Raw genomic sequence first — 20541 nt, forward strand, 5'->3', positions numbered from 1 at the left:
ATCTGATGTCTACAGAGCGGCGCGCGGTAAGGACAAGGGCAAGGAGGCCAATCGTGACGCTTTGGGTATTCGGATATGGTTCACTTTTATGGAATCCGGGCTTTCCGGTGGCCGAACAGCGCCATGCCCGTCTGGCCGATTATGCCCGCAGCTTCTGCATGCGCTCGATTCATCATCGCGGCAGCGAGGCCGAGCCGGGTCTGGTGCTTGCGCTGGACGCGCATCGCGGCGCGCTGTGCGAAGGGGTGGCGCTGCGGGCCGAGCCGGGAACGGAAGAGGATACGCTGGCCTACCTGCGCGAGCGCGAGCTGGTCTCCGCCGCCTATCTGGAGCGCACCCTGACGCTCGATCTCGACGACGGCACCCGCATCGACGCGCTGGCCTATGTCATCGACCGGGATCACGATCAGTATTGCCGCCTGTCACTCGAAGAACAGGCGCAGATCATTGCGAGGGCCGTGGGCGGACGGGGTCCGAACACGGAATACCTGTACAACACGGCCGCGCATCTGGCCGAATTGGGCATTCCGGATGCAGAGTTGGACTGGCTGGTGGACCGGGTGCGCGGCCTGACCGGATAAGCCCTTGGCTTGACAGGCCTTTGCCTTTAGTTTCTAGACGACAGGGAACCAACGCGTCAGGTGTCTGATGGACAAGCCCGACCTCGAGGCCGAGCTACATTTTTCCCGACCGGTCCGTCAGGTCACGCTGATGCTGATCGTTCTGGGACTGTCCGGTGCCGGTGCTTTTCTGGCGCTGCCTCGGGTATTGCCGGTCTTCGAATCCAACCCCTACCTGAACGGGTTCATCCTGTTCGTGTTCATTGTCGGGGTGCTGGCCTGTTTCTACCAGGTGGTGCAGCTCATTGCGTCGGTGCGCTGGATCGAGCAATTCGCCAAGCCCGGCGATCAGGGCTCGCGCGCGCAGGCACCGCTGCTGCTGGCGCCGCTGGCCGCGCTCCTGCGCCGCCGGGACAAGCGGATGCAGATCACCACCACCTCCACCCGCTCGATCCTCGACTCGGTCGCCACGCGCATCGACGAGGCGCGCGAAATCACGCGGTACATCGTCAGCCTTCTGATTTTCCTCGGACTTCTGGGCACGTTCTACGGCCTTGCCACCACGGTTCCCGCGCTGGTCGACACGATCCGCAGCCTCGCCCCGCAGCAGGGCGAAAGCAGCACACAGGTGTTTGGCCGCCTTATGACCGGCCTCGAAAGCCAGCTTGGCGGGATGGGCGTGGCCTTTGCGTCCTCGCTGCTTGGCCTGGCGTGCTCGCTGATCGTCGGCCTGCTCGAACTCTTCGCAGGCCATGGCCAGAACCGCTTTTACCGCGAACTCGAAGAGTGGCTTTCCTCGATCACCAAACTGGGGTTTTCGTCCGACAGCGACGGGCCGGATCTTGGTGCGGCGGGGGTCGTGCTCGACCGTATGGCGGAGCAGATCGAAACCCTGCAATACCTCTTTGCCCAATCCGAACAGGGCCGCTCGGAGGTCGATGGCCGCCTCGGCCAGCTTGCCGATTCCATCGAACGCATGACCGAACGCATGGAGGCCACGGCCCCCACCGCCAGCGCCATGGCCCGGATCGCCGACGGGCAGGAGCAACTGGCCGAGGCCATCCGCTCGAAGGAGGCGAACGAGGGGCTGGACGCCGAAAGCCGGATGCGCCTGCGCTCCATCGACGTGCAGATGCTGCGCATTCTCGAAGAGATCAGCGCGGGCCGCCAGGAAAGCATGGCCGAGCTGCGCACCGACATCAACGCCGTGTCCCGTCATCTCGCGGCGATCGCCAAACGCGCGGGCGGGGGCTGATCCATGGCCCTGTCGCGCCGCACCGGACAACGCTTTCAGGCGAACATCTGGCCGGGGTTCGTGGATGCGATGACCGGCCTTCTGCTGGTCCTGACCTTTGTTCTGTCGATCTTCATGATCATCCAGTTTGTCCTGCGCGAGACCATCACCGGGCAGGAGGACCAGCTCAATTCGCTGTCCACGGAAATTGCCGCGCTGGCCCAGGCGCTGGGCGTGCAGGAGCGCCGGAATACCGCCCTGACGAGCCAGCTGGGTGAGCTGGAAACCACGTTGTCGGATGCCGAGACGCAGCTGGCCGAACAGCTCAGCCTGATCGACACGCTGACCGCCACGCGCGACCGGCAGGCGGCGGATCTGGCTGCGGCGCGGGAAGATATCGCAGAGCGCGACGCGGCCCTCGCCGAGGCGCAGGGAGAAATAACCGATTTCGAGGCGCAGGTGGCTGCGCTCCTGTCTCAGCGCGACGCCGCGCGTGAGGAGGTCACGACGCTGACCTCGGCGCGCGACGCGCTGACCGCGCGGGGCGAAGCGCTGGAAGCTCTGGTCGCCGATCTGCGCAAGGACAATGCCGACGCCACGGCGCAAATCGCGTCGCTCTCCGGCCGGGTGGAGGATCTGTCCGAAGCGCTGAGCGCGGAGGAGGAACAAAAGCTGCTCGAAGCGGAGGCTGCCGCCGCGCTGCGCGAGCGGCTCGAAGAGGCAGATTCGGAACTGACCGCCATGACCATGGCGCTGGAAGCCGAGCGCCAGCGCGCCGAGGAAACCCTCACGTTGCTAGCGGCGGCGCGCGCGGCGGAAAGCGATCTCAATGCGCGCCTTGCCGCGGCGCTGTTGGCAGGTGAGGAAGAGGCACAGGGCCTGCAGGATCGTCTTGATGCGGCCACCGCCGAGATTGCGCAGCTGTCCGCAACGCTGGCCGACACCCGCGCCGCCGGGGCCGAAACCGACGACCGGCTTGCCACGCTGCGTGAGGACCTGGCCGATGAGCAGGCCGCACGCGTCGCTGCAGAGCGGGCATTGCAGGAGGCCGAAAGCGTGCAGGCCGCGACGGAACGCGATCTGACTGCCGCGCGCGGCGCGAACGATGCGGCGCAATCGCGGCTCTCTGATCTCTCGGCCCAGCTTGCAGCCGCGCTGGCCCGCGTGACCGAAGCAGAGGCATTGCAGACCGAAATCGAAGCGCTCCGCGCCCGAAACGCCGCGCTGGTCGCGGATCTGGCCACCGCCGAAGGCGCGGCAGAGGACGAATCGGCCGCCGTCACGGCGCTTCGCAGCGAGAAGGCGCGGATCGAGGCCGACCTGAGCGCGGCTCAGGGGGCGGCGGATGCGGCACAGGCCGCGCTCAGCGATCTGCGGGACCGCAACGCGGATTTGCTTGCCCGGCTGTCGGCGGTTGAGAATCGCGAAGGCGCACAAGGCGACCGGATCGCGCAACTGCAGGGGCAGGCCGCGCAACTGCAATCGGCACTCGACGCCGCCGAAGCCAGAGCCGAGGCCCGCGCGGTTCGCGTGGCTGTGCTCGAAGCGGAAAACGCCAGATTGTCGGAACAGCTCACCGGTGAAGGCGGCGCAGCGGCGCTCGCGGCCCAGACCGAACGGCTGGCCTCCGAAATGGAGTCCCTGCGCAGCCGCGAAGCGGAGCGGGATGCCACGATTGCCCGCCTGCGCCAGGCCCTTGCCGAGGCAGAAGCCCGCGCCACGGAACGCGTCGAAGACGCGCGCTCGCTGGAAGAACGGCTGGCCGCCGCCCTTGCCGCACGGCTCGAAAGTGACTCCAGCGCAGCGGAGGTGCGCGAGCAATTGACCGCCGCGCTCGCCGCGCAGAAGGCTGCCGAAACCCGCGCCACGGAGCGGCTCAGCGAGGCGGAAGAGCGACAGATCCTGTTGTCCGAAGCGCGCGAAAAGCTTGCCGTGGCCGAGGAACGCGCCACCGGTGCGCAAAAGCAGGCAGAGCTCCTGAACCAGCAGGTCGCGGCGCTGCGCCAGCAGCTGGGCCAGCTTCAGGCGCTTCTGGACGAAAGCCGCGCGTCTGACGAGGCTGCGCAGGTCCAGCTTCAGAACCTCGGCTCCGAGCTCAACGCCGCGTTGGCGCGGGTCGCCGCCGAGGAACGCCGCCGCCGCCAGCTTGAAGAGGCCGAGCGCAAGCGTCTGGAGGCACAGGCCAAGGATCTCGAACGCTACCGCTCCGAATTCTTTGGACGTCTGCGCGAGGTGATCGGCGATCGCGAGGGCATCCGGATCGAAGGCGACCGCTTCGTGTTCTCGTCCGAAGTGCTCTTTGGTCTCGGCGATGCGGAGCTGTCGGACGAGGGCAAGGCGGAGATCGCCAAGGTCGCGGGCTTGCTGCTCGACATCTCGGATCAAATTCCGAGCGGCATCGACTGGATCATCCGGGTTGACGGCCACACGGACGATATCCCGTTGCGCTCCAACGCACGGTTTCAGGACAATTGGGAGCTGAGCCAGGAGCGCGCGCTCTCTGTTGTGCGCTACATGGTGGATGCGCTCGGCATCCCGCCGCAGCGGCTTTCGGCGAACGGCTTTGGCCAGTATCAGCCGATCAACCCCGCAAGAACTCCCGAAGCGCGCGCGCAGAACCGCCGAATCGAACTGAAGCTGACCGAACGTTGAGGCCTAGCCGCCGCCCACGGTGACGTAGGCATAGCGTTTTGCGATCAAAGCGCCTTTGCGCGTCAGGGTCAGCGCGCCGCGATAAGCGCCCTCGGGCCAGCCGCCGTCCGGGGCGCGCCGCCCGAACGCGCGCAGAAGGTTCTTTTTCGGCGCTTTCAGGACTTCGCTGCGCTCGAATATCCGGCCATCGGGACCATCGGCCTCGAACTCCAGTAGATCCCCGTGTTCCGCGAGGAACATATGCCCGTAAAGCACCAGCGGCGCGTCCGGCGGCGCGTGGCTGATCCGCGCGTTTCCGGTTGAAACGGCGTCGAGCGTCGGAACATCGGACGAAAACCCGGCTGTGAAAAAGCCCGTGGGCTGATAGGGCGGAGGGTTGTGCCAAAGGCCATTCTGTTCGGTGCCGCAGCTCATCGCGTTATCGGGGGCAAAGGGGTCGACGGGTTGTCCGGCCCCGGTCAGCACCGAGAAATGCAGGTGTGGAAAGTTGGAAAGCCCGCTTTGACCGACGGTGCCGAGGGTTTCACCGGCTTTGACCGGCGTGCCCTGCCTCACCACCACCGATCCGGCGCTGAGATGGCAGTAGAGTGTCTTGAGACCATTCGGATGGCCGATCCGCACCGCATTGCCGCAATCTTGCGCCCCGGTGTAGCGCTCGTCGGGGGGCGTGTCGGGCAGGCCGTCGCGGATGGCTTCGACCACCCCATCGGCAGCAGCGCGGACAGCCACGCCGCGTTGCAGCGCGTCATATCCGGGCAAGGCAAAGTCGATGCCCTGATGGCCATCGCGCGTGCGCAATCCACAGGTTTGATCCGCGCGGCCCTGGCCGGGATCGTGGTCGAGATAGGCTTCGATATAGCAGTCCTGCCCAAGGCTGCAGGCGATAGGCAGGTCCAGAAAAGGGTCCGCCGCGAGACTATGTCCCGCGGCGGTGAGTATTGTCAGGCTGAGGAGAAGCCCCGATTTCATTCCGCCGTGAGGAGCGGCGGTTTCTTCGAGCTGAGACGCGGGCTGTCCGGCCCTTCGTATTTCAGCACCAGATCGCCGTCCTTGACGGAGACCTTCACCACGCCGCCCTTGGCGAGCTTGCCAAACAGCAACTCTTCCGCCAGCGGCTTCTTGATGTGTTCCTGGATCACGCGGCCAAGCGGACGCGCGCCCATCTTGTCATCGTAGCCCTTCTCGGCCAGCCATTCGGCGGCAGGATTGGTCAGTTCGATGGTCACGTTTCTGTCCATCAACTGTGCCTCAAGCTGCAGCACGAATTTTTCGACCACCTGCAGGATGGTGCTCTTCGGCAGCGGCGCGAAACTGATGACCGAGTCCAGACGGTTGCGGAATTCCGGCGTAAAGGTCCGCTCGATTGCAGCGGTGTCCTCGCCCTCGCGGCGGTCGCGGCCAAAGCCGATGGCCGATTTCGCCTGCTCTGCAGCGCCCGCATTGGAGGTCATGATCAGGATCACGTTGCGGAAATCCACCGTGCGGCCGTTGTGATCGGTGAGCGAGCCGTGGTCCATGACCTGCAGCAGGATGTTGTAGACATCCGGATGCGCCTTTTCGATCTCGTCAAGCAGCAGCACGCAGTGAGGATGCTGGTCCACGCCGTCGGTCAACTGACCACCCTGATCAAAGCCCACATAGCCCGGAGGCGCGCCGATCAGCCGGCTGACCGCATGTTTCTCCATGTACTCCGACATGTCGAAGCGCAGCAGTTCCACGCCGAGGGTGCTGGCCAATTGCTTGGCCACCTCGGTTTTGCCCACGCCGGTCGGGCCTGCAAACAGGTAGTTGCCGATGGGCTTTTCCGGCTCGCGCAGGCCGGCACGCGCCAGCTTGATCGCGGAGGACAGCGCCTCGATGGCGTTGTCCTGACCGAAGACCACGCGCTTGAGCGACTTTTCCAGATCCTTGAGCACCTCCGCGTCGTCCTTCGACACGTTTTTCGGCGGAATGCGGGCAATCTTGGCCACGACATTCTCGATTTCCTTGGTGCCGATGGTCTTGCGTCGCTTGCTCTCGGCGACAAGGTGCTGTGCCGCCCCGGCCTCGTCGATCACGTCGATCGCCTTGTCCGGCAGCTTGCGGTCGTTGATGTAGCGTGCCGACAGCTCAACCGCGGTGCGGATCGCATCGGCGGTGTATTTCACGCTGTGGTGCTCTTCGAAGTAAGGCTTCAGACCTTTGAGAATCTTGACCGAATCTTCAACCGAGGGCTCATTGACGTCGATCTTCTGGAACCGGCGGCTCAGCGCGCGGTCCTTTTCGAAATGCTGGCGGAACTCTTTGTACGTCGTGGAGCCCATGCAGCGCAGCTTGCCGCCCTGAAGGGCCGGCTTGAGCAGGTTGGACGCATCCATCGCACCGCCCGAGGTGGCCCCGGCTCCGATTACCGTGTGGATTTCGTCGATGAACAGCACCGCGTCATCGTGATCCTCAAGCTCGGTCACGACGGCCTTCAGCCGCTCCTCGAAGTCGCCACGATAGCGGGTGCCCGCCAGAAGCGCGCCCATATCAAGACTGTAGATCGTGGTCCGCGACAACACTTCCGGGGTCTCGCCCGCGACGATCTTGCGCGCCAGCCCCTCGGCGATGGCGGTCTTGCCCACGCCGGGATCACCCACGAGCAGCGGGTTGTTCTTGCGGCGGCGGCACAACACCTGAATACAACGCTCGACTTCCTGGTCGCGGCCAATCAGCGGGTCGATGTCACCCTCGCGGGATTTTGCATTGAGATCAACGCAATACTTGGCCAGAGCCGATTCCTTCTCGGCAGAGGGCGCCTCTGCCTCGGAGGGCTGCGCCTCCTCCTCTTCGGGAGAGCCCTGTACCGGTCGACTCTCGCCGTAGGCCGGGTTCTTGGCGACGCCATGGGCAATGAAATTCACCGCATCGTAGCGCGTCATGTCCTGCTCCTGCAGGAAGTAGGCCGCATTGGATTCGCGTTCGGCGAAAATGGCGACCAGCACATTTGCGCCGGTCACCTCTGTCCGGCCGGACGACTGAACATGAATGGCGGCGCGCTGGATCACGCGCTGGAACGCGGCGGTGGGCACCGCTTCCGAGCCTTCGATGTCGGTCACGAGGTTGGACAGATCCTCGTCGATGAACTCGACCAGCGTGGTCCGCAGCTCTTCGGTGTCGACGGAGCAGGCCTTCATCACGCGGACGGCGTCCGGTTCGTCAATCAGGGCCAGCAAAAGGTGTTCCAGGGTGGCGAATTCGTGACTGCGCGAATTGGCGAGCGCCAGCGCCGAGTGGATTGCCTGCTCAAGGGTGTTCGAGAATGAAGGCACGTGTGTGCTCCTCTTGCTATGCGCCGATCTGGGATCAGCATCGCCTCATTGTCTTAAAGTTTGGTCGATAATACCAAGTCTTCAAGTTTTTTCTCGCTCGGTCCCGGTCACATTTTGCGAGAACGCTGAAATGCTGACCGGATTCAGAAGCGATCCTTGCGGGCGCGGATTTCGGTGAAAACGTCGACATCGGCGGCGTCTTCCATGCCCAGAGCGCGCTTTACGCCCGGATCCGAAGCCCGAAGGAAAGGGTTGGTGGCCAGTTCCAGCGACAAAGGAACCTGGGCGGTGGGGTGTCCGTCGGCACGGGCACGGGAAATCTCGTCTGACCGAAATTTAAGCGCCGAATTGTCCGGTTCAATGGTTTGCGCGAATTTCGCATTGGATGTGGTGTATTCGTGACCGGAGTAAACCATTGTTTCCGGCGGCAGGGCGGCCAGCCGTGTGAGGCTGTCGTGCATCATCTCGGGTGTGCCTTCGAAGATCCGCCCGCATCCCAGCGCCATCAGGCTGTCGGCCGTAAAGACGGCGCCGGCCTTCGGATAATAAAAGGCAATATGGCCAAGCGTGTGACCGGGCACCGGGATCACGCGGCACAGGCCCGCGTCGGTGCCGCCCTCGAAGTTGTCCTCCAGGGCCATGTCGAGCGGTGGCAGCTTGGCTTCCTCGGCCTTGGGGCCCATGACCATACAGCCGTATTTTTCCTTGATTTCCGGAATGCCCTCCACGTGATCCCAGTGATGGTGGGTGAGCATGATCACGCCAGGCGCCCAGCCGCGCGCTTCCAGAGCGTCGATGATCGGTCCGGCCTCGGGCGCGTCAATCACGGCCACGCCATCGGGACCCTTGACGAGATAAGCGTAGTTATCTTGCAGGCAGGGAACAGTGACGATCTCTAAGGGCATGGTCTTTCCTCGCGTGCTTTGTCAGACTGACCCTCAGTCAAACCCATCGGGAGGCGGGGTGCAATGCATCTGGACGTACAGACATTGCGAGACTTCTATTATCGCAACGCGCTGGGGCGCGCGGCGCAGAACATCATTCGCCGTCAGACGCGGACGTTCTGGCCGGAATCCGCGCTGAAGGGGCAGTCGGTGGCGGGGTTCGGTTTCGCGGTGCCGCTGCTCCGGCCCTACCTCGCGGACTCGCGCCGCGTGATTGGCCTGATGCCCGCCCCGCAGGGGGTGATGCCCTGGCCCGCCGGGATGCCCAACGTCTCGGTGCTCTGCGAGGAGACGGCCTGGCCGGTGGAGACCGGGCATATTGACCGGCTGGTGCTGATGCACGGGCTGGAGACGTCCGAGAATCCGTCGGAGTTGCTGGACGAATGCTACCGCGTGCTCGGTCCGGGCGGTCAGGCGCTGTTTGTCCTGCCCAACCGATCCGGCCTCTGGGCGCGGTCGGATGCGACGCCGTTCGGCTACGGGCGACCGTATTCACGCAGCCAGCTCGAAGCGCAGCTCAAGCGGCACGACTTCATTCCCGAAGCGCATGTTTCGGTGCTCTATCAGCCGCCGTCGACGCGTCGGTTCTGGATGAAGACCGCGGCGCTCTGGGAAAGCACGGGCCGGGCGATCCCGGCAGTGATGGCGGGCGGTGTGATGATGGTCGTCGCCTCGAAACGCTACCCGCCGACGCGGCGCGGCGTGGGGGAGGCGGCGCGGGTGCTCAACCCGCTCGAAGTGCTGACCCCGAAACCCGGCAAGGTGGCCAAGCCGATCTAGGGCCGGCGGGACGCCGCTGTTTCGGCCTGCAGCCGAAAGGCGCCCCGCCCGCCATCCCGCAAGCCTTGCGAAATCCGCCCGGGTGAAGTGATTCCGATCCGGCCGGAGCAGGGCGACAGCGGCGCCGCTCGGGCCATTTTCGGGGCAAAACGGCGGTCTGACCCCGCGTTCCTGCCCGAAATCCCGTGTTTTTTTGCCCAAATTTGGCGCACTTAAGGTCGCACCCGGAGCAAGTATTTGAATTTAAATAAAATACCATGAGTCCTAAATAACTGTTAGGATGTTGCGACGATGCGGAGGCTCTGCTACATCCGCCGCGATCTATAACGCCTTGGACGATCTCAAGGTGCGACCAAGCCCTCGGCCGCCCGGTGTACCGGTGCGACACGGGGGCATTATATCGGAAGGGTGGACGTGTCTGAATCAGCATCTGTTTCCTCCGGCATCGCCGAGCGCTATGCCACCGCCGTCTTCGGACTTGTGAAAGAAGAGAATGCTCTTCCCAAGCTCGAAGCCAGCCTTGACGACCTCTCGCGAGCTCTCGAAGACAGCGCCGATCTGCGCGATCTTCTGAGTTCGCCGGTCTATTCCCGCGACGAACAGGGCGCTGCCGTGATGGCTGTGGCGGAAAAGATGGGCCTGCTGCCTGCGTTCCGCAATGCGCTGGGACTGATGGCGCAGAAGCGCCGCCTCTTCGTGGTGCCGCACATGGTGCGTCGCCTGCGCGAGATGATCGCGGCGGAGAAGGGCGAAGTGACGGCCGAGGTCGCCTCGGCCCAGCCGCTCAGCGCCGATCAATCCGCCAAGCTGGCCGAGACGCTGAAAGCGCAGGTCGGCAGCGATGTCAAAATCAATGCGACCGTCGATGAAAGCCTCATTGGCGGTCTTGTCGTCAAGGTGGGCTCGCGCATGATCGACACATCGATCAAAGCCAAGCTCGCATCCCTCCAGAATGCAATGAAAGAGGTCGGATAAATGGGTATCCAAGCAGCAGAGATTTCTGCGATCCTTAAGGACCAGATCAAGAACTTCGGCGAGGATGCCGAAGTTGCCGAGATCGGCCGCGTGCTCTCCGTCGGTGACGGTATTGCCCGTGTGTACGGCCTCGACGCCGTGCAGGCCGGTGAGATGGTCGAATTCCCCGGCGGCATCATGGGCATGGCCCTGAACCTCGAAACCGACAACGTCGGTGTGGTTATCTTCGGCTCCGACCGGGACATCAAGGAAGGCGACACCGTCAAGCGCACGAACTCCATCGTGGACGTGCCGGCCGGTCCCGAGCTGCTGGGCCGCGTCGTTGACGGCCTCGGCAACCCGCTGGACGGCAAGGGCCCGCTGAACGCCTCCGAGCGCCGCATCGCGGACGTGAAGGCGCCGGGCATCATCCCGCGTAAATCCGTGCACGAGCCCATGGCAACCGGCCTCAAGGCCGTTGACGCCATGATCCCGATCGGCCGTGGCCAGCGTGAGCTGATCATCGGTGACCGTCAGACCGGCAAGACCGCCGTGGCCCTCGACGCGATCCTGAACCAGAAGTCCTACAACGAAGCCGCCGGCGATGACGACAGCAAGAAGCTGTACTGCGTCTACGTTGCCATCGGACAGAAGCGCTCCACCGTGGCGCAGCTGGTGAAGAAGCTCGAAGAAACCGGCGCCATCGAATATTCGATCGTCGTGGCCGCAACCGCGTCCGACCCGGCGCCGATGCAGTTCCTCGCGCCCTACGCCGCAACCGCGATGGCCGAGTACTTCCGCGACAACGGCAAGCACGCGCTCATCATCTATGATGACCTGTCCAAGCAGGCCGTGTCCTATCGCCAGATGTCCCTGCTTCTGCGTCGCCCGCCGGGCCGCGAAGCCTACCCGGGCGACGTGTTCTACCTCCACTCGCGCCTGCTGGAACGCTCCGCGAAGCTGAACGAAGACAACGGCTCCGGCTCGCTGACCGCTCTGCCGATCATCGAAACCCAGGGCGGCGACGTTTCGGCGTTTATCCCGACCAACGTGATCTCGATCACCGACGGTCAGATCTTCCTCGAAACCGAACTGTTCTACCAAGGCATCCGCCCCGCCGTGAACACCGGTCTGTCGGTGTCGCGCGTGGGCTCCTCCGCCCAGACCAAGGCGATGTCCTCCGTGGCTGGCCCGGTCAAGCTGTCCCTCGCTCAGTACCGCGAAATGGCGGCCTTCGCGCAGTTCGGCTCCGACCTCGACGCCGCAACCCAGCAGCTGCTGAACCGTGGTGCGCGTCTGACCGAGCTGATGAAACAGCCGCAGTATTCGCCGCTGAGCAACGCCGAGATCGTCTGCGTCATCTACGCCGGCACCAACGGCTTCCTCGACAAGGTCAAGGTGTCTGACGTCGGTCGCTTCGAATCCGGTCTTCTGGCCCACCTGCGCGGCAAGAACGCTGACCTGTTGAACGAGATCGAAACCAACGATCAGAAGGTCAAGGGCGAGCTGGCAGACAAGATCAAGGCTGCCATCAGCGACTTCGCCGCCGATTTCGCATAAGGAGATAAGGCTGTGCCAAATCTCAAGGACCTGAAAACAAGGATCGCGTCGGTCAAGTCGACCCGCAAGATCACCAAGGCCATGCAGATGGTCGCGGCTGCAAAACTGCGCCGCGCCCAGGATGCGGCCGAGGCGGCCCGCCCCTACGCGGACCGCTTCAACGGTGTGATGGCGTCGTTGGCGGCCTCCGTCGGTACAAGCGACAGCGCGCCCCGGCTTCTCGCCGGGACGGGCAAGGACGACGTGCAGCTGCTCGTCGTGATGACATCGGAACGCGGCCTTTGCGGTGGATTCAACACCAACATCGTGAAGCTGGCCAAAGTCCGGATCGAAGAGCTCAAAGCCGCTGGCAAGACCGTGAAGATCATCACGGTCGGCAAGAAAGGCCGTGAACAGCTCAAGCGTGAATACGCCGACCTCTTTGTCGGTCACGTCGATCTGACCGACGTCAAGCGTATCGGTTACGGTGACGCACAGGGCATCGCGCGCGATCTCCTGACGCGGTTCGACAATGGCGAATTCGACGTGGCAACGATCTTCTACGCCACGTTCCAGTCCGTCATCAGCCAGACCCCGACCGCTCTGCAGGTCATTCCCGCCGCCTACGAACAGGCAGAGGGAGAGACCGAGGAAGGCGCATCGACGCTCTACGACTACGAGCCCGATGAAGAGGCGATCCTCGCGGACCTGCTGCCGCGCGGTGTGGCGACACAGATCTTCTCGGCTCTGCTCGAGAATGGTGCCTCGGAACAGGGCGCCCGGATGTCGGCCATGGACAACGCGACGCGCAACGCTGGCGAGATGATCGACAAGTTGACCATCGAGTACAACCGTTCGCGCCAGGCCGTCATCACGAACGAACTGATCGAAATTATCTCGGGCGCCGAGGCGCTCTAAGACACCGGAGACGAAACCAATGGCAAACGCACTAGGCAAGATCACCCAGGTGATTGGCGCCGTGGTCGACGTGCAGTTCGACGACCACCTGCCGGAAATCCTGAACGCGCTGAACACCGAGAACCAGGGCAAGACCCTCGTTCTCGAAGTGGCCCAGCACCTCGGCGAAAACACTGTCCGCACCATCGCCATGGACGCGACCGAAGGTCTCGTTCGTGGTCAGGAAGTCAGCGACACCGGTGCCCCGATTTCGGTGCCGGTTGGCAACGCAACGCTGGGCCGCATCCTGAACGTCATCGGCGAGCCGGTGGACGAAGGTGAGCCGCTCAACGCGACCGAGTACCGCTCCATCCACCAGGACGCCCCGGCCTTCGACCAACAGTCGACGGAATCCGAGATCCTGGTCACCGGCATCAAGGTCATCGACCTGCTGGCGCCCTACTCCAAGGGTGGCAAGATCGGCCTGTTCGGCGGCGCCGGCGTGGGCAAGACCGTTCTCATCATGGAACTGATCAACAACATCGCAAAAGTGCACTCGGGCTACTCCGTGTTCGCCGGTGTTGGCGAGCGGACCCGTGAAGGCAACGACCTGTATCACGAGATGATCGAATCCAACGTCATCAAGCCCGACAACCTGGAAGAATCCCAGGTGGCGCTTGTGTACGGTCAGATGAACGAGCCTCCGGGTGCGCGTGCCCGTGTTGCCCTGACCGGCCTGACCCTGGCCGAGCAGTTCCGCGACCAGTCCGGCACCGACGTTCTGTTCTTCGTGGACAACATCTTCCGATTCACGCAGGCCGGTTCCGAGGTGTCCGCACTTCTTGGCCGTATCCCCTCTGCTGTGGGCTACCAGCCGACGCTGGCCACCGACATGGGCCAGATGCAGGAACGCATCACCTCGACCAAGAATGGTTCGATTACCTCCATTCAGGCCGTGTACGTTCCCGCGGACGACCTTACCGACCCTGCGCCCGCAACCACCTTCGCGCACCTTGACGCAACGACGGTTCTGAACCGTGCGATCTCCGAGCTGGGCATCTACCCGGCCGTGGACCCGCTCGATTCGAACTCGCGTCTGATGGACCCGCAGATCGTGGGCGAAGAGCACTACAACGTCGCGCGTGACGTGCAGGGTATCCTGCAGCGGTACAAGTCGCTTCAGGACATCATCGCCATCCTCGGGATGGACGAACTGTCCGAAGAGGACAAGCTGACCGTGGCCCGTGCCCGCAAGATCCAGCGCTTCCTCTCGCAGCCGTTCGACGTGGCGAAGGTTTTCACCGGCTCCGACGGTGTGCAGGTTCCGCTTGAGGACACCATTTCGTCCTTCAAGGACGTTGTGGCCGGCAAGTACGACCACCTTCCCGAAGGCGCCTTCTACATGGTTGGCGGCATCGACGAAGTGCTCGCCAAAGCCGAGAAGATGGCAGCCGACGCCGCCTAAACCCTGCCGCCCCGGCACGCTGGCCGCGTCGGGGCAGGCTCCTGAAAGGAGACAGACATGGCAGAGACAATGCAATTCGATCTGGTCAGCCCGGAACGCAGCCTGCTCTCGACGCAGGTCAAATCCGTGCAGATCCCGGGGGCCGATGGCGATATGACCGCCATGCCGAACCATGCCCCGACGATCACCACGCTGCGCCCCGGCATCCTCACGGTCGAAACCGAGAGCGGCACCGAGCAGTTCGTGGTCACCGGCGGGTTTGCCGAGATCGGCGAGAGCCTTTCCGTTCTGGCGGAAAAGGCCCTGCCGCGCGCGGACATGGATCAGGCCACCTACGAAGCCCTGGTTGAAGAGGCGCACAACGCCTACAAGCAGACCAAGGAAGCCTTCCAGAACGAGCCCGGCCCCGTGGACGACGCAGCCAAGCTGCTGCAGGACATGGTCGCCGTGGGCACGCACATCGGCCTCGACCCGATGAGCCCCTCGCTCTGAAGCCACCCGCTTCGAACTGACAATCACGAAAGGCCCTGCGTTCCCGCGCGGGGCCTTTTGTCTATGTACGGACCGTGCGTAGGGCGGGGCTGTGCCCCGCACCCCTGTTGCGTGCCATGGCGGCGGAGGCAAACATATGCCGCGTTTTTGCCTTTGCACGCAGGTCGGTTCGGCCTATTCCCTCAGGGAAACGGAGCGGGGCAATCATGGATTTCACACTCGACTGGGCGGGCATGCTGCGCGAACTCATCACGCTCTTCGTGGTGATCGACCCCATCGGCACGTTGCCGGTCTTCTACTTCGCCACGGCCACCGTCCCTGCGGCGCTGCACCGCCGCTTTGCCTTGCGCGCGGTGCTGGTGGCGTGGCTGGTGCTCCTGGGCTTCCTTCTGGCTGGGCAGATCCTTCTCGAAGGCCTCGGTCTGCGTTTCGGCTCGTTCCAGATCGCGGGCGGCATCATCCTCTTCCTCTTTGCCCTCAGCATGATTTTCGGCGAGGGGAAGCCCGAACAGGAGATTCACTCTGCCGAGCGCGATCACCTCTCCGGCGCCGTCTTCCCCCTTGCCATGCCCTCAATCGCCTCTCCCGGCGCCATGCTGGCGATTGTCGTCCTGACCGACAATCACCGTCATTCCGTTCAGGAACAGGTGGTCACGGCGGGGCTTCTGACCGTGGTCATGCTGGTCACGCTGATCCTGCTGCTGTTGGCAGCCCGCTTGAAGCGGGTTCTCGGCAACACCGGGGCCGGGGTGATCAGTCGGGTCATGGGCATCGTCCTGGCCACGGTGGCCGTCGACGCGGTGCTTGGCGGTCTTGACGCGGTCGGCGCCTTGCGCTTGCCACCGATGCAAGATGGCTCGGTGCTGAACCCGGAATGAAACACGGTTCCGGGCAAAATGCCCGGCTTTGCATCTTACCCGTTCAAATTTCCACCAAAATCCGGAAAGATTTGGACAAGTAGACGAGGTGTGTGATGAAGAAATACGTGGGATCGCTGATCGGGATTGATCAGGGCAATGACGAGGTTTTCTCGGATTTTGCCTCTGGCGGGGACATGTGGACCGGCCACGGATCGCGCGAGCGCCGCAAGAAGGTCCGCTTCTCCGAACCCTTCCGGTCCATTCCCACGGTGCAGGTCTCGCTGTCGCTCTGGGACATGGATCAGGGGGCCAACGTTCGCGCCGATATTGCCGCCGAAAACGTGACCGAAACGCACTTCGAGCTGGTCTTCCGCACATGGTCCGACACCCGCGTTGCCCGCGTCCGCATGAGCTGGACAGCCATCGGCGAGGTGACGTCGGAGGATGACTGGGAGCTTTATTGATGGCGTCCGCTTTAAGGCGCTTTGCGGACCGCTGGCACAGCGGCTGCCGAGACATGATAGACGTGCGTCCGGAATCTCTCGTCATGGTCGAGGCCGAGTTGAAAATCTACCTGCCGTCGGAGTATCGAGATCAGGTTCTGGAGGTCGGTTTGCCAGACATCGGACTCAACCTTCTTGAAGCCATTGTTGACCAAGGATCCGTATTTCCTGACCTTCCGACATCAGCCACTTCAATGAGCCCCCAGAAATTATCACAGAAACAGAGGATTGGTGGCCCATCGGGTTGCCTCAAAACCTGATCGCTCTCGCCTCGGACGCTATGGGAAACAAATTTTGCTTTTCTTCGGGCGATATGAAGACGCGTCATGAAACAGCCCCTGTCTGGTTCTGGGTCCATGATTTCAACGAAACAACGAAGCTGGGGGACAGCTTCTCGGAGTGGCTCGAACTCTATGTGGATCTTGGAAAGCCAGGATTGTTCGAACGGATACTCCGCAAAGGATGACTGACTCCCGATCCATCCCCGCGTCCGTCGCGCCCGCCTTTGAGGTCTTCCCCGAGCCGGAACGCGCCGCTTTGCTGACTGTCCGACGCCGTATCCTCGATCTTGCCGCCGAAGATCCTCGCATCGGTCCTTTGCACGAAACGCTCAAATGGGGTCAGCCAAGTTACGAGACCCGGGAAACGAGAGCCGGCACACCACTGCGGCTTGGCGTTCCAAAGTCGGGCGGTTGCGCCATCCTTTGCCATTGTCAGACGCGTGTGATCGCGGATCACCGCGCTGTGTTTGGAGCGATCTGCCGCTATGATGGCAACCGCGCTCTCTTGTTCGATCCCGGTAGTCCGCCGGATCAAGGGGTGTTTGACGCCCTTATTCTGGGCGCTCTGACCTATCGCCTCTGAACAGACAACGGCTGGCGGATCGCGTGACCCGCCAGCCGCTTTTTCCGTTCCGGCGATGCCTTAGAGAATGCCCTCATAGATCGGCCCCAAGGTCTCCGTCTCGAACAGGGACGACACGGAGGTGCCATTCCAGATGTTCAGGATGGATTGGGCAAACATCGGTGCGGTCGGCAGGATGCGGATGTTGGGGGCGGCCGCGACGGCTTCGGTCGGCTGAATGGAATCGGTGAGAACCAGGGATTTCATCACGGACTTGGACACCCGCTCGACTGCGGGTCCGCTCATGACGCCGTGCGAGATATACGCGTGCACCTCGGTCGCGCCGTGCTCCAGAAGCACCTCCGCCGCCTTGCACAGCGTGCCAGCCGTGTCGCACATGTCATCAACGATAAAGCACTTCTTGCCGGTCACGTCGCCGATCACGGTCATTTCGGCCACTTCGCCGGGCTTCTCACGGCGCTTGTCGACAATGGCCAGCGGCGCATTGATCCGCTTGGCCAACTCGCGCGCCCGCGCCACGCCGCCGACGTCAGGCGAAATCACCATGATGTCGTCCATCGCGCCCTTGAACTGGCGCAGGATATCCAGCGCAAAGATCGGCGAGGCATAAAGGTTGTCCACCGGAATGTCGAAAAAGCCCTGGATCTGCGCCGCGTGCAGGTCCAGCGTCAGAACCCGCTCGATCCCGGCCTCCGCGATCATGTTCGCCACCAGCTTGGCGGTGATCGGCGTGCGGGCCTTGGTCCGGCGGTCCTGACGGGCATAGCCGAAGTACGGAATAACGGCGGTGATGCGGCTGGCCGATGAGCGGCGCAGCGCATCGGCCATGATCAGCAGCTCCATCAGATTGTCGTTCGCCGGGTTCGACGTGGGCTGGATGATGAACATATCCTCGCCGCGCACGTTTTCGAAGACCTCGACGAAGATCTCGCCATCGTTGAACCGCTCGACCCGCGCGTCGACCAGACCGACACTCATCCCGCGATACAGCGACATGCGCCGGGCGATGGCCTGCGCGAGCGGTTTGTTGGCATTTCCCGAGATCAGCTTGGGTTCGACGACGGTGGGCATGGCGGCAGCTCCGGCAGGTGGTGGAATCGACAAGTTGCGGTCCGGTTAGCATGGCCCTAAGTTCCCCGCCAGCGTTACAGGGTAAAGGCGACACCATGGCTCATATCGACTACTTTTTTGCGACACTGTCGCCTTATGCCTACCTTGCGGGTACGCGGCTCGAAGAGATCGCGGCGCGGCATGGTGCGACAATCACCTACAAACCGCTCGATATCCTGGCATTGTTCGCGCGCACCGGGGGCACCCCGCCGGGCGAGCGGCATCCGAACAGGCAGGCATATCGCGCGCAGGAACTGATCCGGCAGGCGAAGAAGGCCGATCTGCCGTTCAACCTGAAACCGGCGCATTGGCCGACCAATATGGCGCCGAGCAGCTATGCCATCATCGCAGCCCAAAATGCCGGTGGCGGCGATCTCGGGCGGCTGTGCCACGCGATCCTGCGCAGCGTCTGGGCCGAGGACAAGGACGTGGCGCAGGACGACGTGATCCGCGCCTGCCTGAGCGAGGCGGGGTTCGATCCGGGCCTTGCCGACAGCGGCCTGCTGATCGGGGCGGAAACCTATGCCCGTACCCTCGACGAAGCGGTGGATCGCGGCGTGTTCGGTGCGCCGTTCTACGCGGTGGACAGCGGGCAGGTGTTCTGGGGGCAGGACCGGCTTGACGATCTTGACGCGCATCTGGCGGGCAAGCTCTGATGGCCACGGCGGAGAGGCAGGCAGTCGCCTCACGCAGCTTTGGGACAGGCGGGCGCCGGATGCTTGCCCTGCACTGCGGCCTTGGGAACGGCGGGATGTGGAAAGGCATGGTCAAGACGCTTGGGGACGGCTGGACCGTTGTCGCGCCGGACCTGCCCGGTCATGGCCGCAGCGCGCCGTTCCGCGCCGGGCCGGACGTGCACGATCAGGCCACAGCGGCGGTGCGGCCCCTGCTGGAGCCGGGGATGCACCTTGTCGGGCACAGCTTTGGCGCGACCGTGGCCCTGCGCCTTGCGCTGGAGGCACCGGAGCGGATCGCGTCTCTGAGCCTGATCGAGCCGGTGTTCTTTGCCGCCGCGAAGGGCAAGCCGGGCTTTGCCGAGCACCGCGCCCGCGAGGAAGCCTTCTTCGACGTCTATGCGACCGGCGACCTGCGGGCGGCCGCGCGCAGCTTCAACCGGATCTGGGGTGGCGGCACCGCGTGGGATAAATTCCCCGAGGCGGTCAAGGACAACATGGCGGAAGGCATGCCCTTCGTCGCGGGCACGGAACAGAGCCTGTGGCAGGATATCCATGCGATGTTGGTCCCCGGCCGCCTGGAGGCGCTCGACTGCCCCGTGACGCTGATCCGGGGCGAGATGACCGTGCCGATCATCGAACAGGTGCATGCGGGGCTGATGGCGCGCCTGCCCGCTGCGCGCGATGTGGTGGTGCCGGGGGCGGGGCATATGCTGGTTCTGACCCATCCGGAGGACGTGGCCGAGGCGATCTCAGTGCGTTGAGGTGGGGCGCGTCCTGCGGACGCGCCGAGGGTGAGCGGTTACAGATGAATTTGAAAGGGGGGAGATTGGACGCAGTAAAATCAATGGGTTATGGGTTGGTCAGTTGCAGAGGTTTTGACAGTTTCGGGCCGAAACGGGCTGGAATGCGGGCAAGGCCGGAAACACCTTCATTGAAAACAAAGGGGTTTTTGGCCTGACCGTGCGGCAAAATCCGCAGACCGCACGGCTGCTAGTCATCCATGTCTTGCAGGATTTCATCGAATATTCGGAAGGTCTCAAAATCACTGCTGGGAATGACAGCCTCAGTCGCCATAAAGTGCAGCATCATTTGCGCGGCATAGTCGCCTATCTCGCGGTTTCCGATCTTACCGTCCGCAACTATGAGTTCCTTCGAACGACCTTGAGCGTCGTCGATGTTCCTCAGATCCTGAACCACAAGGGTGTACATCGCCAAGATAAGCTGTCGGCGCTCAGCTTCTCCCATGCCTTTTCCATCCGACCGCCCAACCAGCCAATCTATTGATACGTCCATGGCATCGGCTATGGCGATGAGTGCGTCAATGCCGGGGCGCTTTGCGCCTTTCAGCCGCATATAACCTTCCAGGGAACTCTTTGGAACACCGCACTTTTCAGCCATTTCTTTGACATTCAGCCCGTGACGGACTGCCAAAAAATGAAGGCGCTGGACAAGAATGTCCGTCTGGGCGGTGTCATCCATCGACAATTTTCCTATCTCGTGCTTAGCTTCCAATAAGAAACTGAGCGAGAGCTTGGACGCAATGTCACCCACTTGGCCCAGGACTCATTCCCAATCATAGCCAGAAGATGACGATGGCAGCCAAGACGATGGCCGAGAGGACGATGACCGGGTTTCTGTCTTAGCGTGTTGCGACCCGCCGCCAGTCCTTCAGTCGGCCGAACAGGATCTCGCATCACTGCCCGGCAGTGCATTGTGC

20 protein-coding genes and 1 pseudogene are annotated in these 20541 nt (G+C 63.2%); 15 read left to right on the forward strand and 6 right to left on the reverse strand.

The window, feature by feature from the left end; genetic code table 11:
- Positions 1-53 precede the first annotated feature (53 nt).
- The 3 genes from ACN2XU_RS21895 (at position 54) to ACN2XU_RS21905 (ending at position 4446) form a co-directional block, all read left to right on the forward strand.
- Complete coding sequence (locus ACN2XU_RS21895) at positions 54-581, forward strand: gamma-glutamylcyclotransferase (protein ID WP_419412483.1); 528 nt, start codon at positions 54-56, stop codon at positions 579-581.
- Between the two features lie 67 nt (positions 582-648).
- Entirely contained in the window at positions 649-1815 is a 1167-nt protein-coding gene (locus tag ACN2XU_RS21900) for a biopolymer transporter ExbB (protein WP_419412484.1), read from the forward strand.
- 3 nt (positions 1816-1818) lie between these two features.
- Complete coding sequence (locus ACN2XU_RS21905; RefSeq protein ID WP_419412485.1) at positions 1819-4446, forward strand: peptidoglycan -binding protein; 2628 nt, start codon at positions 1819-1821, stop codon at positions 4444-4446.
- 3 nt (positions 4447-4449) lie between these two features.
- On the opposite strand, the gene ACN2XU_RS21910 is transcribed toward ACN2XU_RS21905, so the two are convergent.
- From ACN2XU_RS21910 to gloB, 3 genes are all read right to left on the reverse strand, one after another.
- Positions 4450-5415 carry a M23 family metallopeptidase gene (locus ACN2XU_RS21910; RefSeq protein ID WP_419412486.1) on the reverse strand — a complete coding sequence of 322 codons (966 nt, stop codon included), beginning with the start codon at positions 5413-5415 and terminating at the stop codon, positions 4450-4452.
- Entirely contained in the window at positions 5412-7739 is a 2328-nt protein-coding gene (gene clpA, locus ACN2XU_RS21915) for an ATP-dependent Clp protease ATP-binding subunit ClpA (protein ID WP_419412487.1), read from the reverse strand. Before clpA ends, ACN2XU_RS21910 begins: the two co-directional genes overlap by 4 nt.
- Before the next feature lie 143 nt (positions 7740-7882).
- A complete protein-coding gene (gene gloB, locus ACN2XU_RS21920; protein WP_419412488.1) occupies positions 7883-8644 on the reverse strand; it encodes a hydroxyacylglutathione hydrolase in 762 nt (253 codons plus the stop codon).
- A gap of 63 nt (positions 8645-8707) precedes the next feature.
- Here gloB and ACN2XU_RS21925 point away from each other — a divergent pair, with 63 nt between their 5' ends.
- The 10 genes from ACN2XU_RS21925 to ACN2XU_RS21970 all read left to right on the forward strand — a co-directional run bounded on the left by ACN2XU_RS21925 (position 8708) and on the right by ACN2XU_RS21970 (position 17037).
- Positions 8708-9463 (forward strand): methyltransferase domain-containing protein, encoded by a 756-nt coding sequence (locus tag ACN2XU_RS21925; protein ID WP_419412489.1) that lies wholly within the window; start codon positions 8708-8710, stop codon positions 9461-9463.
- 408 nt (positions 9464-9871) lie between these two features.
- Entirely contained in the window at positions 9872-10438 is a 567-nt protein-coding gene (locus ACN2XU_RS21930) for a F0F1 ATP synthase subunit delta (protein WP_419412490.1), read from the forward strand.
- On the forward strand, positions 10439-11977 hold the full coding sequence (gene atpA / locus ACN2XU_RS21935) for a F0F1 ATP synthase subunit alpha (RefSeq protein WP_419412491.1): 1539 nt from the start codon (positions 10439-10441) through the stop codon (positions 11975-11977).
- Positions 11978-11989: 12 nt separating this feature from the next.
- Entirely contained in the window at positions 11990-12874 is an 885-nt protein-coding gene (locus tag ACN2XU_RS21940) for a F0F1 ATP synthase subunit gamma (RefSeq protein ID WP_419412492.1), read from the forward strand.
- Between the two features lie 19 nt (positions 12875-12893).
- Entirely contained in the window at positions 12894-14318 is a 1425-nt protein-coding gene (atpD, locus tag ACN2XU_RS21945; RefSeq protein WP_419412493.1) for a F0F1 ATP synthase subunit beta, read from the forward strand.
- A 57-nt stretch (positions 14319-14375) separates the two neighbouring features.
- Complete coding sequence (locus ACN2XU_RS21950; RefSeq protein WP_419412494.1) at positions 14376-14810, forward strand: F0F1 ATP synthase subunit epsilon; 435 nt, start codon at positions 14376-14378, stop codon at positions 14808-14810.
- Positions 14811-15016: 206 nt separating this feature from the next.
- Entirely contained in the window at positions 15017-15688 is a 672-nt protein-coding gene (locus ACN2XU_RS21955) for a MarC family protein (RefSeq protein ID WP_419412495.1), read from the forward strand.
- A gap of 95 nt (positions 15689-15783) precedes the next feature.
- Positions 15784-16134 carry an H-type lectin domain-containing protein gene (locus ACN2XU_RS21960; RefSeq protein WP_419412496.1) on the forward strand — a complete coding sequence of 117 codons (351 nt, stop codon included), beginning with the start codon at positions 15784-15786 and terminating at the stop codon, positions 16132-16134.
- Positions 16135-16354: 220 nt separating this feature from the next.
- Complete coding sequence (locus ACN2XU_RS21965) at positions 16355-16639, forward strand: SMI1/KNR4 family protein (RefSeq protein ID WP_419412503.1); 285 nt, start codon at positions 16355-16357, stop codon at positions 16637-16639.
- Positions 16636-17037, forward strand: a complete 402-nt coding sequence (locus ACN2XU_RS21970) for a DUF1801 domain-containing protein (protein ID WP_419412497.1) — start codon at positions 16636-16638, stop codon at positions 17035-17037. Before ACN2XU_RS21965 ends, ACN2XU_RS21970 begins: the two co-directional genes overlap by 4 nt.
- A gap of 60 nt (positions 17038-17097) precedes the next feature.
- On the opposite strand, the gene ACN2XU_RS21975 is transcribed toward ACN2XU_RS21970, so the two are convergent.
- Entirely contained in the window at positions 17098-18108 is a 1011-nt protein-coding gene (locus ACN2XU_RS21975) for a ribose-phosphate pyrophosphokinase (protein ID WP_419412498.1), read from the reverse strand.
- Between the two features lie 95 nt (positions 18109-18203).
- Between ACN2XU_RS21975 and ACN2XU_RS21980 the strand changes: the two genes are divergently transcribed.
- Positions 18204-18803, forward strand: a complete 600-nt coding sequence (locus ACN2XU_RS21980) for a 2-hydroxychromene-2-carboxylate isomerase (protein ID WP_419412499.1) — start codon at positions 18204-18206, stop codon at positions 18801-18803.
- 59 nt (positions 18804-18862) lie between these two features.
- Complete coding sequence (locus tag ACN2XU_RS21985) at positions 18863-19585, forward strand: alpha/beta fold hydrolase (RefSeq protein ID WP_419412500.1); 723 nt, start codon at positions 18863-18865, stop codon at positions 19583-19585.
- Positions 19586-19814: 229 nt separating this feature from the next.
- Here ACN2XU_RS21985 and ACN2XU_RS21990 read toward each other — a convergent pair whose 3' ends face one another.
- Positions 19815-20303: a helix-turn-helix domain-containing protein gene (locus ACN2XU_RS21990; RefSeq protein WP_419412501.1), complete on the reverse strand. Its 489-nt coding sequence runs from the start codon at positions 20301-20303 to the stop codon at positions 19815-19817.
- Between the two features lie 94 nt (positions 20304-20397).
- A pseudogene (locus ACN2XU_RS21995) lies at positions 20398-20514 on the reverse strand (IS5/IS1182 family transposase); the annotation flags it as partial.
- Positions 20515-20541: the final 27 nt, after the last annotated feature.

The organism is Pacificoceanicola niger (assembly GCF_048553275.1).
In the GTDB taxonomy this organism is placed as follows: domain Bacteria; phylum Pseudomonadota; class Alphaproteobacteria; order Rhodobacterales; family Rhodobacteraceae; genus Pacificoceanicola.

Excerpts from the sequence above, each read along its gene's own strand:
- ACN2XU_RS21900 (WP_419412484.1), top strand. The coding sequence starts at position 649 with ATGGACAAGCCCGACCTCGAGGCCGAGCTACATTTTTCCCGACCGGTC.
- ACN2XU_RS21905 (WP_419412485.1), top strand. The coding sequence starts at position 1,819 with ATGGCCCTGTCGCGCCGCACCGGACAACGCTTTCAGGCGAACATCTGG.
- ACN2XU_RS21910 (WP_419412486.1), bottom strand. The coding sequence starts at position 5,415 with ATGAAATCGGGGCTTCTCCTCAGCCTGACAATACTCACCGCCGCGGGA.
- gloB (WP_419412488.1), bottom strand. The coding sequence starts at position 8,644 with ATGCCCTTAGAGATCGTCACTGTTCCCTGCCTGCAAGATAACTACGCT.
- ACN2XU_RS21925 (WP_419412489.1), top strand. The coding sequence starts at position 8,708 with ATGCATCTGGACGTACAGACATTGCGAGACTTCTATTATCGCAACGCG.
- atpA (WP_419412491.1), top strand. The coding sequence starts at position 10,439 with ATGGGTATCCAAGCAGCAGAGATTTCTGCGATCCTTAAGGACCAGATC.
- atpD (WP_419412493.1), top strand. The coding sequence starts at position 12,894 with ATGGCAAACGCACTAGGCAAGATCACCCAGGTGATTGGCGCCGTGGTC.
- ACN2XU_RS21950 (WP_419412494.1), top strand. The coding sequence starts at position 14,376 with ATGGCAGAGACAATGCAATTCGATCTGGTCAGCCCGGAACGCAGCCTG.
- ACN2XU_RS21955 (WP_419412495.1), top strand. The coding sequence starts at position 15,017 with ATGGATTTCACACTCGACTGGGCGGGCATGCTGCGCGAACTCATCACG.
- ACN2XU_RS21960 (WP_419412496.1), top strand. The coding sequence starts at position 15,784 with ATGAAGAAATACGTGGGATCGCTGATCGGGATTGATCAGGGCAATGAC.
- ACN2XU_RS21970 (WP_419412497.1), top strand. The coding sequence starts at position 16,636 with ATGACTGACTCCCGATCCATCCCCGCGTCCGTCGCGCCCGCCTTTGAG.
- ACN2XU_RS21975 (WP_419412498.1), bottom strand. The coding sequence starts at position 18,108 with ATGCCCACCGTCGTCGAACCCAAGCTGATCTCGGGAAATGCCAACAAA.
- ACN2XU_RS21980 (WP_419412499.1), top strand. The coding sequence starts at position 18,204 with ATGGCTCATATCGACTACTTTTTTGCGACACTGTCGCCTTATGCCTAC.
- ACN2XU_RS21985 (WP_419412500.1), top strand. The coding sequence starts at position 18,863 with ATGCTTGCCCTGCACTGCGGCCTTGGGAACGGCGGGATGTGGAAAGGC.
- ACN2XU_RS21990 (WP_419412501.1), bottom strand. The coding sequence starts at position 20,303 with ATGGATGACACCGCCCAGACGGACATTCTTGTCCAGCGCCTTCATTTT.